Source organism: Clostridiales bacterium, assembly GCA_017961515.1.
Taxonomy (GTDB): Bacteria; Bacillota; Clostridia; order Acetivibrionales; family RGIG10202; genus RGIG10202.
Genome location: JAGCXC010000052.1, coordinates 17,528 through 29,032, shown reverse-complemented (window position 1 = coordinate 29,032; position 11,505 = coordinate 17,528). Strand labels below are relative to the sequence as shown.

Here is an 11,505-nt window from a genome sequence, read left to right as displayed (position 1 = left end):
TACCAGAACCTATACCGGATATAGAGCCTAGTAATGTACCAGAACCTATACCGGATATAGAGCCTAGTAATGTACCAGAGCCCGTGCAGAGTGTAGAGCCTGGTAATACGCCGGGGCCTGTACTGAATGTAGAACATGGCGATACACCAAAACCTATACCTGGTACGGAGTCAAGCGAGATTCCTCAAATAAAAGAGCCTTTGGTGGATCAAAACAAGGAAGAAAATCAGGAACTTTCAAACAAGGATCCAGAAAATACAAAAGATCCAGTAGTAGAACATAATAAGGAGACAGAAAATGATTCTCAAGCTACTCCTGTAGCTAATCAGGACAGTGGATCTGAAACTTTGGTAGTAGAGAATGGTTCACAGGAACCTAAGGAAGAGCCAAAGACTGTTACTTTAATTGGAGATTCAGTAGCATTAGGTGCAAGGAAAAATATTGTAGATACAGTGCCAAACACGTATGCTGATACAAGAGGAAATAGAACACTAAGACAGGGTTATTCGATAATTATGGATTTACAACGAAAGGAAGAAGTTGGGGATTATTTAATTGTCGCACTTGGGACAAATGGTTGCAGTGAATGGAAAAAGTATATAAATAAAATTATAGAGGACCTAGAACCAGGGCATAGATTATTGTTTGTTACACCGTATGATGGACGTTGGAATGATACATGGTATTCCTATCAAACAACACAGTATCTACGAAGCATAAAGGATAAATATCCATTTGTTACAGTAATAGATTGGGCGGCAGAAGTTTTTAAGGATACTAGTTTGGTTGGTGCAGATAAGATACATATAGGAGGTTATACAAAGGGTATAAAGGCGTTTACTAAAAAAGTCATAGAAGGGATAGAGGAAGCATCAAAAAAACCAGCAAAGAGCTAACAAAATATCATAAAAAAAGAAAAATACTTCCTTACCTCTAATTAGATGAGGAAGTATTTTTAAATCGTATTATACCTAAGAAATACAAAATTGATAGGATAGAATTTAATATATTTCTAGTAATTTTTGTAAGAAAATTATCTCTAGTACTTTTGGGTGAAATTTTATTTCCTTTTAATAAAGCATCATATATTTTTTTATATTGTTCAGGCATTGGAACGTTATATTTTTCAAAAAGAAGCCTTGAGGAGTTGATATCTAGATTGTTTATTGCTACTACTAAGGGAGATAAATAATTTGATTTTGAGGTTGTTGCGGATAAATAATTTTTAAGATTGGCAACATTTTTATTTTTTTGTTTATAGTGTTGTATGAGTAACTCTAGAATTTTAGTGTTTTTTACATTTATTGCTTGTATTATATATGAATCGCTTTTTGTATATTCAAAATCATTTCCCAAAGTAGCTCCAAATTGCAAAAGTAGATTAATACATTTTATTGATTTGTTTTTTATTGCAAAAGATAAAGCTGTATTATAGTTGTTGTCGTAAATATCTAAATAATTTTCAAATTCAACATGAAAAGGGTAATATTCTTTTATAGATTCAATTTCGTTAATTAAAATTGATAATGTTTGAAAGTTGTCATTTTTACATGCTTGCATTATGGGAGTAAGTCCAGTTGAAACATCAGGTTCAGTTAAAATTCTAAATTTAGATAAAGCTATATCAGGATCTTTTTCATGTACATTGTCTAATTTTTTACAGAGGGTATCAATACTTAAAATATTACGGAGATGTTGCGTTGATAAAGTAACATTGTTGGATAATATTTTATGTAAAGTCCTTTGTGAAGTATGAACACTAGAGGAGATAATATTATATTTCAATTGTGCCAAAGGAGGTAGTTTATTTGGTAATTGAGAAGCCCAGAATATAGATAAAGAAAAACTATTTTGTATCAACGTATTTGCTTTATCAAGGATAAATTCTAGTTGTTGATTGTCGGAAACTACATTATTTGAAATAAACTTAGAGAAGTCAACATAATTTTTTTTCATATAATCCATAATTAAATTGTAACAGTTAATATTAGTTCGTGCAGCTAGATGAAGAGCTGTTTGATTATCAAAATTTGTTGTATCCAGTATATTATGTAAATAAATTTTATTAGTAGGTGATACTTTGTTGTAGATAGCAATTTTGCAAGTAAGCTTATTAAGTAAATAATTAAGTGTAGTGATATCGTCGTGAGCAATAGTTTTCATTATAGGAGTAGTCCCTGTAATATCCTTAGAATTTATGATATCAATCAAAGTTTTTAATATATCAGGGTCACTACGTTTATATTCATTAAGTTCTTTTAAAAATTCATTTTCACGCAGTATAGATTTAATTTTATGTAACAAGATGTTTTTCGAAAATGATTGAATTAAAAAAGTATGTGATGATTGTTTAGACGAATAGGAACTGTCTAGTAAATTATGAAGACTCTGTTTTTTCTTAGTAGAGATAGTATTTATTTTCTCTAAGCTTTTCTGATTTCTAGAAATATTTAATTCTGTCATGTCGATACAGTCCTTTCATAAGAATATATTAATAGCTCGGCAAAAGAATTATAAAGTTAAAATTTTTTCTTTAAAGTGGATACAATATTTTTTTGTTAAGTAGTTATAGTTACTCTAATGATAATTTTGTAAACACAATAAAACGGGTGATTATAAACAAAACATTTGCATCTTGCTCAAAATAGTGTATAATTGCGTTTGGGAGAGGTCAAAGGGATCCCAAGTAGTATGGAAAGAAGAAAGTAAGGAGTTGAGTATTATGACTGGATTGTTTGAGGCGTGTAAAGAGTGGGATTTTAAAAAGGTAGATGAAATTTTAAAAAAAGGAAAGAGTAACGAAAAAATAGGGAAAAATAAAAAAGGAATCCCGTTGTTACACGTTAATCCTCTTATGATGGTGAGTGAAAAAGGGTACAAGAATATGGATAATATTCTAAAGAAAAAAGAAGAGGGACAGAAGACACAGGACATAGTAGGAGAAAAAAATAAATTGTCTCCCAAAATTAAGCAAGGAGATTTGTTAGAGGCCGTAAAGAAAAATAACATACATGAAGTGAGTAGATTGTTGAATAATGGATCCGATGTAAATGAAGTAGATAATAAAGGTAGAAGTGCATTGATGTGTGCAATAGCTATATGTAATGAGAGGATAATAGATATGCTTATAGATAAAAATGCAAGAATAAATGCAAAAGATAATAAAGGTAGAAGTGTATTGATGTACGCATTAGCTATGGGCGATGAAAAAATAGTAAATGCGCTTATAGACAAAAATGCAGAAGTAAATGCAAAAGATATAAAGGGTAGGACTGTGCTAATGTACGCAATCAAGGGGGGAAAAGCCTCAATAATAAATAGATTAATACAAAAAGGAGCAGACAAAAACGAAAAAGATGAAGATAATAAAAATGTATTAATGTATGCATTGGAAAAAGGTAGTAATATGTCATTTATAATAGATGACATGTTAAAAGAGGCAAATACAAGACTTATAGACAAAAAGGGAAGAGATTTATTAATGTATGCATGTCAAGGCGGATATATGAAAGCTGTAGTGGATTTAACAGAGAAAGGGACAGAGTTATATGCAGTAGACAATAAAAAAATGACAGCATTAGGTATAGCATTTAGCCAAAAGTGCAAACAAAAAGACAGCAAAATAAAAAGACAAGAATATATTGAAATAACAAAATATTTGATGAGTAAAGGATCGTGGTATCCAGGAGATATACATAATAAAGCCGAATTTCATAGATTTGTAAAGAGATTAAAATACAAGGAAGAAGGATTAGAATGCATTAACAGATCCAGTGAAAATAAAGGGAAAAGTAGATACTAATATTTGTTACATCCTTTCTCCTCAATTTTTTTCTATACAATTCTCGATGTGAAGCTTAAAGGATGAATCGCTAAATTTTAGATAAATATAGTGTTAGAAACAAATTTTTGCGAAAATATTGCAAAAGCTACAACAAAGGTATATTATAGTAGTGATGAAAACTGAGAGGAGATATTTGATGACGAATAATAAATTTTATATTACAACACCGATATATTATCCGAGTGATAAGCTTCACATTGGGCATTCTTATACAACTGTTGCAGCAGATGCACTGGCTAGATATAAAAGATTAAGGGGCTATGATGTTATGTTCCTAACAGGGACAGATGAGCATGGCCAAAAGATACAACTAAAGGCCAAAGAGGCTTCAGTGACTCCTAAAGAGTATGTAGATAATATAGTTTCAGGGATAAAGAAATTGTGGCAAACCATGGACATAACGTATGATAAGTTTATAAGGACTACAGATGATTATCATGTTCATGCAGTGCAAAAGATTTTCAAGAAATTATATGATCAAGGTGATATATATAAAAGTGAGTATGAAGGCTGGTATTGTACTCCATGTGAATCTTTTTGGACAAAGACACAATTAGGTGATGATAATAAGTGCCCAGATTGCGGCAGGGAGTGTAGTTTAACTAAAGAAGAGAGCTATTTTTTTAGGTTATCTAAGTATCAAGATAAATTAATAAAGTATATAGAAGAGAATGATGAGTTTATACAGCCTGTGTCTAGAAGAAACGAAATGTTAAATAATTTCCTAAGACCAGGGCTAGAGGATATAGCAGTATCAAGGACAACGTTTGATTGGGGAGTACCAGTTACATTTGATGACAAACATGTAGTCTATGTGTGGATAGACGCATTGTCTAACTATATTACAGCATTAGGATATATGGGAGATAACGAGGATAATTTTAAGAAGTTTTGGCCAGCGGATGTACATTTTGTGGGGAAAGAGATAGTAAGATTCCATACAATAATATGGCCGGCTATGCTTATGGCTTTAGGCTTAGAGTTACCAAAACAAGTTTATGGCCATGGGTGGTTACTTTTAGAAGGTGGCAAGATGTCAAAATCCAAAGGAAACGTTGTAGATCCAGTTGTTTTAGTTGACAAGTATGGAGTTGATGCAATAAGATATTTCTTATTAAGAGAGGTATCTTTTGGAGCAGATGGCGTGTTCTCGAATGAGTCACTAATAACTAGAATAAATGCGGATCTTGCCAATGACTTGGGGAATTTAGTTAGTAGAACAGTTGCAATGATAGACAAATATTTTCCTGAGGGTCTTGTGAAAAAAGGTCAAGAGGGAGAGTATGATGAAAGTTTAATATCTATGCTTAAGGCATTGCCACATGAGGTAGAAGAGGCGATGGATGGGTATCAGTTTACTAATGCTCTAACTAAGATATGGGAGTGTGTGGCAAGGACAAATAAATATATAGATGAGACTATGCCTTGGGTATTGGCAAAAGATAAGGAAAGCGAAGGAAGGTTATCGCAAGTATTATATAATTTAGCAGAATCGCTTAGGATAATATCAATATTGATAGAGCCATGTATGCCAAACACACCTTGTAAAATATTTGATCAACTTAATATAAAAGATGCAGGTGTAACATCTTGGAATGATGCAAAAATATGGGGATTGTATCCATTAAACACTAAGGTTTCAAAAAAAGAGATTATATTCCCTAGGATAGATGTACAAAAGGAACTTGCTAGTATAGAAAAGGAAACTTTGGAGAAAGAAAAGAAGAAGGAACAAGAAGATATTATCACAATAGATGATTTTGAAAAGATAAAGCTTAAAGTGGCAAAGGTGTTAAGCGCAGAGAGAGTAGAAGGATCGAGTAAGTTACTTAAGCTTATGTTAAAGGTGGGGGATAGTGAAAAGCAAGTAGTTTCAGGTATAGCAAAACATTATACTCCAGAAGAATTAGTGGAGAAATCGGTTGTGTTTGTATCTAATTTGAAACCGACTAAGCTAAAAGGAATTGATTCTTGTGGGATGATTTTGGCAGCTTCAAATGACAGTGATTTGTCTGTGATAACAGTGGATAAAGATATTATAGATGGAACAAATGTAAGTTAAGGTGGTGGATAGGATGTATTTTGATACACATGCGCATTATGATGACGAGCAATTTGATGAAGACAGATATGAGGTTATACAGAGGGTGCATGAAGAAGGTGTAGATATTATAGTCAATGTAGGGGCGAGTATGGATACATCAGTTAAGAGTGTGGATATAGCGAACAAATACGACTATGTTTACGCATCGGTAGGGGTGCATCCACATGAAGTAGAGGGACTAACAGATGATTATCTAGAGATACTTAGGCAGTTGATATGCCAGAATAGAGGTAAGGTAGTTGCAGTGGGCGAGATAGGGTTGGATTATTATCGTAATCCAATACCTAAGGATGTGCAAAAAGAATTTTTTGTGCAGCAGATAGATTTAGCTAGACAAATGAAGCTTCCTGTTATCATACACGATAGAGATGCCCATCAAGACACATTAGATGTGATAAGAGATGAGGATGTGGGGAAGATAGGAGGAATTGTACATTGTTTCTCTGGTAGCAAGGAAATGGCTGAAGAAGTTATAAGACGAGGGCTTTATGTAGCAATAGGAGGTGTTGTTACATTCAAGAATGCGAAAAAATTAGTTGATGTGGTAAGGGTTATACCAGAGGAGAGACTCTTAATAGAGACAGATTTGCCATATTTAACTCCAGAGCCATTCAGAGGAGGAAGAAACGATTCGTCCTACTTAAAGTATATTGTAGATAAGATAGCAGATATAAAAGAAACATCTTCGGAATATATAGCAAAGGTGACAATGGAAAATGCAAAGAGAGTGTATAACTTAAATACTTTTTAAATTCTAAGTTTTTTGGCGTGGGTTAATGGACAACTATTATTTAAAGGCGAGATTTTATAGGGTTTCCCAAATAGAGGGAACCTTTTTTTATATCCTACATAATATAAACTAGGTATAGTTTGAAGGAGGATGAATTTTTGATGAAAGAGTGTAATGAATTAAATGATGAAATTGGAGAGGAAAGGCAACCTAAAAAAGAGGAAACTAATAAGGCAACAGAGCAGAAACCAGGCACATATTGCCCATATTGTATGAGCCCAATTTGCCCAATGATGGCTACAGGAGGATTACAGTTCGCAGGAGGAGGAAAGCCTGTACAACAAGGTACACCTGGTTGGTGGCAGGGTACACAAGGAGATTATTCATATATGCAAGGGACATTGCCAAATTATTTTTCAGATGTTTGGACACAAAGTCAACCAAATTGTATGCAGAATTGTATGCAAGATATGTATATGCAAAGTGGCGTTCCTGGGCAAATGTACGGACATAGTATTAGTATGCCTAATCAATATATGTATGGATTAAATCAAATAAAGCCAAATGATAGAGATAACAGTTCGTATGGGTCTTGTTGTAATCCATATGGATTGGGTAGATATTAATTTTAAATACGATAATGGGCGCTAAATTAGGAGTAGAGTTCTAGTTTAGCGTTTTTAAATAATGTTTTTTAAACAAAAATACAAATTTTGCCTGGAAATAACAAACAATTATTGTTAAAGTTACACAAATTTACAAAAAACACAAGACATATCTTGACTCGAAGAGATAAATAAGTTACACTTATTACATAAAGTGGTTTTTTTAGGGAAAAACCAAAAACTTGCAGTATGTTAAAAAGCATTGGAGTGGTGAAAATGATGAAAAAAGGAATAATTAGCGAATTAACAAATGAAGAAATTATGCAGGTAGAGGGAGGAATGAATAAGTTTAGCCAGATATCTTTTACATTTGCTGGGGTTGTACTTCTTACTGGTTCAGTTTTTATGAGTGTTAGTTGTTCACCAGTAATAGGGGTAGCGGCACTTGGGACAGGTATAGCGTGTCTTGAGACAGGTGGTATGCTAAAATGTAAATAATTTAAAAAAGGGTGAAATTAGTTGTGACACATAATTTTGAACAAGTAATAGTAGTATTTAGGTGGATAGTAAATGTACCATTGTTAATTCTGTGTATAGATGAACTAAAAAAAGCATTTAGGGAATTGCAAATTAACAAATACATCAGAAGTAGAATATTATCTAAAATAAATTTTATAGTAGGTCTAATTTTATTGGTGGCGTATATTCCTAATTTATTTTTTAGAGAGATTAGTAGTTGCTTATTGATTGTTGCATCTTGGATATGTTTCTATACAGTTTCTAATAAATTTAGCATAGACATAGAAAAATATGTAAAAGTTAATTATATAAATTTATTATAGTGAAAAAATACAAAAAATTAAAAAAACTATTGACATGACAAATACTATACAATATAACTTTTGTGTAAAAAAATACTAAAAAAGTACAAGTTGTAACAACCCAAAATTAAAAAAGAAAGAAAAGAGAATAAAAAATGGGAGAAGAATTTAAATGTAGTTTGTATGATTTAAAAGAGGAAGAAATGCTAAACGTTGATGGAGGGAGTCAAGACTATAAGAACTTAACGTATACTGTAGTTGGATCTGTGCTTGTGGCGAATGCTGTCTTCGTAGGTGTGTTAGCGTCACCAATTCTTGGAGTTGTGGCCTTTGGAGCAGGTTTAGGTTATTTAGGAAAAGGGAAAATACTTTTAGGGGAAAAGTAGTTATGAATTTGGGGAAATTTGTAGTATGGATTTGCTTAAAGGTATAAAAAACAATTTTTAGTCAATAATGAAGAAGAGTGGTCTTAAGAATTTAAAATTATTAAATTCTTAAGCTGTTCTTTTTACAAGATATGGAAGGGTGCAGGATAGATTTTATGAAATATTATTGTGTGAAGCAGCATGACATAACCGATTGTGGGGCAGCATGTATAGCGACTATATGTAAACAAAATAAATACAATATAAGTATTGCAAAAATCAGGGAGATTGCTGGAACGGACAAGCATGGGACTAATGCATTTGGTGTTATAAAAGCATTGCAAGAACTAGGATTTAATGCAAGGGGAGTGAGAGGAGATAGAGAGGCTTTTTTGTCAGGGATTAAGTTACCTTGTATAGCGCACGTTGTGGTTGATGGAAATCTACTTCACTATGTGGTTGTGCATAAGATAACAAAAAAACAAGTAATTATAGCTGACCCAGCAGTTGGTATTGTAAAAATTAAGATAGAGGAGTTTTTTGGGGATACAAAAAAAGAAGATAAGTTACCTAAATATCAATGGAGTGGAGTTTTAATATTAGTTGAAAAGAGTGAAAAGTTTATTTCAAAGGATGAGACAGAGGGAGTACTTAAGCGTTTTTTTCGTTTATTAATACCACAAAAAAAATTAATTTTTCATATTTTTATAATATCAATAATGTATACCATTCTTGGCATAGTAGGAGCTTTTTATTTTAGAGAATTGATAGACACTGTTTTACCGAGTGGATTTAAAGCTACATTGACTACATTATCTATAGGTGTTATTTTACTAAATTTATTTAGTGTTGTTTTAAACGCAATAAGATCACATTTATTAGTATATTTAAGTCAAAAATTAGACATAGTTTTGTTGTTGGGGTATTACAAGCACGTTATTGCATTACCAATGAAGTTTTTTAGTAATAGGAAAATCGGTGAGATAATATCTAGATTTAGTGATGCGAGTGTAGTAAGAAGTGCGATATCTAAAGCTACACTTACAATTATGATCGATGTGATTATGGCATTTTTGGGTGCAATTATTTTATGGAATCAAAATGCAAAGTTATTTGCTATTGCTTTGGTGATAGTTTTGTTATATGGAATGATTGTATTTATATTCAATAAAGCATATAAAAAAGTTAATCAGATAAAGATGGAAGATAATGCAAGTTTGACATCATATATGGTAGAGACATTAACAGGGATACAAACAGTTAAAGTATATAATGCCGAAGAGAGGGTGGCACTAAAAGCTGAGAGTAAATTTGTTAAGTTACTAAACAGCACATTTAAATTGAATTTAATGGAGAATGTGCAAGCATCTCTTAAGATGTTTGTGGGGTTAGTAGGTGAAATTATAATATTATGGGTTGGGGGATTAAGTGTTATAAATGGAGATATGACAGTGGGTAGTTTGATTACGTTTAATTCACTATTGATATATTTTTTAGATCCAGTAAAAAATCTTATAAACCTTCAATCAGATGTTCAAACAGCGGTTGTTGCAGCTGATAGATTAGGAGAGGTGTTAGACTTAGAAATTGAGAAAACTAAAAATGAGTATAAAAAGTTAGATTTGGTTAGTTTGGCAGGAGATATAGAAATAAAGAATCTTAATTTTAGGTATGGGACAAGAAGATTGATTCTTAAAGATATTAATATGTATATAAAAAAAGGAGAGAAAATAGCAATTGTAGGAGAGAGCGGATCGGGAAAAACTACACTTGCAAAATTGTTACTTAATTTATACAAAATAGATAGTGGAGAAATAATAATTAACGGGAGTAATATGGAAGACATAAAACTTGAGTGGATAAGAGACAATATTGCATACATATCACAAGATACGTTTTTGTTTAGTGGTACAATATTAGAAAATCTTATGCTAGGTGTTCAAGAAACAACTATGGATAAAATTATAGAAGCGGCTAAAATAGCTCAAGCACATAAATTTATAAATGAAATGCCACAAAGATATTTCACAGTGCTGGATGAAAACGGCGGTAATTTGTCGGGAGGGCAAAGACAAAGATTAGCTATTGCACGTGCTATGCTAAAAAAACCAGATATTCTTATATTAGATGAAGCTACAAGTAATTTGGATTCAATTACAGAGAGTGCATTAGAGGACACAATAAATGAATTTTCAAAGGGTATGACGACGATTTTTATCGCACATAGATTAAGTACAATAAAAAATTGTGATGTTATATATGTTATGGATAAAGGAAGTATTATAGAGCAAGGTACACATGAAGAGCTTATAGCTTTAGGTGGCCAATATGCTAAGTTAGTAAAACGACAATCGTTAACGTAAGACAAAGGAGTTGAATAATATGGAACCTGTTATTTTAGATATAAATAAAATGAGTGATAGCGAAAACTTGTATAATTCAAGTCCCAGAGCGGGATTATTGTATATAGTATATGCAATGGTATTTTTATTAGTAATATCTATTGGAGTAACTTGTTTTTTAAAAGTGGATGAGGGGATTAAAGGAAGTGGTGTGTTAAGAAGTTTTAATGCAGAGGGAGTATGTTTAAAAGATGATTTCCAAAATAACGAAACTAATACAAATAAAATAAATGAACATTTAGATAAAAAGTTTTATGTTGAATTTTATGTAAATGGCTACAATATAGAAGATATAAGAAAGGGTCAAGAGGTGAGATTTGAAATAGTTGCGTATCCTGCAAATAGATATGGTTATTCTAAAGGATTTGTTGAGAGTATAACAAAAGATATGATATTGGATGAGGAAACAGGAGCATCATATTATATTATAAAGGTAAGATGTGATACTATTTTTGAGAAAGGGAAAAAGATAAAAAATATAGTATTTAAAGATGGGATGCCATGCAAAGGGAGCATAATAGTTGGTAAAAAAACAGTAATCAAATATATTTTAGATAAAATTAAAGAGTAGTTTTTGTACTAAAGGATTATAAACTTCAATATATATATAATAAATATGCCAAAATTAGGGGTG

Annotated in this window: 11 protein-coding genes; 10 read left to right on the top strand and 1 reads right to left on the bottom strand. The window is 31.9% G+C overall.

The annotated features are described in order from the left end of the window. The coding region (locus J6Y29_04040; GenBank protein MBP5427042.1) for a hypothetical protein at positions 1-896 on the top strand (896 nt) is incomplete at its 5' end. A gap of 37 nt (positions 897-933) precedes the next feature. On the opposite strand, the gene J6Y29_04035 is transcribed toward J6Y29_04040, so the two are convergent. Beyond that, a complete protein-coding gene (locus J6Y29_04035; GenBank protein MBP5427041.1) occupies positions 934-2,463 on the bottom strand; it encodes an ankyrin repeat domain-containing protein in 1,530 nt (509 codons plus the stop codon). 259 nt (positions 2,464-2,722) lie between these two features. Here J6Y29_04035 and J6Y29_04030 point away from each other — a divergent pair, with 259 nt between their 5' ends. The 9 genes from J6Y29_04030 to J6Y29_03990 all read left to right on the top strand — a co-directional run bounded on the left by J6Y29_04030 (position 2,723) and on the right by J6Y29_03990 (position 11,442). Continuing rightward, on the top strand, positions 2,723-3,802 hold the full coding sequence (locus J6Y29_04030; GenBank protein ID MBP5427040.1) for an ankyrin repeat domain-containing protein: 1,080 nt from the start codon (positions 2,723-2,725) through the stop codon (positions 3,800-3,802). Between the two features lie 178 nt (positions 3,803-3,980). Further along, entirely contained in the window at positions 3,981-5,906 is a 1,926-nt protein-coding gene (gene metG, locus J6Y29_04025; protein ID MBP5427039.1) for a methionine--tRNA ligase, read from the top strand. Positions 5,907-5,919: 13 nt separating this feature from the next. Beyond that, positions 5,920-6,699, top strand: a complete 780-nt coding sequence (locus J6Y29_04020) for a TatD family hydrolase (GenBank protein MBP5427038.1) — start codon at positions 5,920-5,922, stop codon at positions 6,697-6,699. Between the two features lie 140 nt (positions 6,700-6,839). Further along, positions 6,840-7,304 (top strand): hypothetical protein, encoded by a 465-nt coding sequence (locus tag J6Y29_04015; GenBank protein MBP5427037.1) that lies wholly within the window; start codon positions 6,840-6,842, stop codon positions 7,302-7,304. Positions 7,305-7,562: 258 nt separating this feature from the next. Continuing rightward, positions 7,563-7,781 (top strand): hypothetical protein, encoded by a 219-nt coding sequence (locus tag J6Y29_04010; GenBank protein ID MBP5427036.1) that lies wholly within the window; start codon positions 7,563-7,565, stop codon positions 7,779-7,781. A 23-nt stretch (positions 7,782-7,804) separates the two neighbouring features. After that, positions 7,805-8,125, top strand: a complete 321-nt coding sequence (locus J6Y29_04005; protein MBP5427035.1) for a hypothetical protein — start codon at positions 7,805-7,807, stop codon at positions 8,123-8,125. A 134-nt stretch (positions 8,126-8,259) separates the two neighbouring features. Then, positions 8,260-8,490: a hypothetical protein gene (locus tag J6Y29_04000; protein MBP5427034.1), complete on the top strand. Its 231-nt coding sequence runs from the start codon at positions 8,260-8,262 to the stop codon at positions 8,488-8,490. A gap of 131 nt (positions 8,491-8,621) precedes the next feature. Then, a complete protein-coding gene (locus J6Y29_03995; protein ID MBP5427033.1) occupies positions 8,622-10,832 on the top strand; it encodes a peptidase domain-containing ABC transporter in 2,211 nt (736 codons plus the stop codon). Positions 10,833-10,851: 19 nt separating this feature from the next. Next, the gene (locus J6Y29_03990) at positions 10,852-11,442 is read left to right on the top strand and encodes a hypothetical protein (GenBank protein MBP5427032.1); all 591 of its coding nucleotides are present in this window, start codon (positions 10,852-10,854) and stop codon (positions 11,440-11,442) included. Positions 11,443-11,505: the final 63 nt, after the last annotated feature.

What these genes read in the sequence shown, in the direction of transcription:
- J6Y29_04035 (MBP5427041.1), bottom strand. Translation starts at nt 2,463, where the DNA reads ATGACAGAATTAAATATTTCTAGAAATCAGAAAAGCTTAGAGAAAATA.
- J6Y29_03995 (MBP5427033.1), top strand. Translation starts at nt 8,622, where the DNA reads ATGGAAGGGTGCAGGATAGATTTTATGAAATATTATTGTGTGAAGCAG.
- J6Y29_04030 (MBP5427040.1), top strand. Translation starts at nt 2,723, where the DNA reads ATGACTGGATTGTTTGAGGCGTGTAAAGAGTGGGATTTTAAAAAGGTA.
- J6Y29_04015 (MBP5427037.1), top strand. Translation starts at nt 6,840, where the DNA reads ATGAAAGAGTGTAATGAATTAAATGATGAAATTGGAGAGGAAAGGCAA.
- J6Y29_04010 (MBP5427036.1), top strand. Translation starts at nt 7,563, where the DNA reads ATGAAAAAAGGAATAATTAGCGAATTAACAAATGAAGAAATTATGCAG.
- J6Y29_04020 (MBP5427038.1), top strand. Translation starts at nt 5,920, where the DNA reads ATGTATTTTGATACACATGCGCATTATGATGACGAGCAATTTGATGAA.
- metG (MBP5427039.1), top strand. Translation starts at nt 3,981, where the DNA reads ATGACGAATAATAAATTTTATATTACAACACCGATATATTATCCGAGT.
- J6Y29_04000 (MBP5427034.1), top strand. Translation starts at nt 8,260, where the DNA reads ATGGGAGAAGAATTTAAATGTAGTTTGTATGATTTAAAAGAGGAAGAA.
- J6Y29_03990 (MBP5427032.1), top strand. Translation starts at nt 10,852, where the DNA reads ATGGAACCTGTTATTTTAGATATAAATAAAATGAGTGATAGCGAAAAC.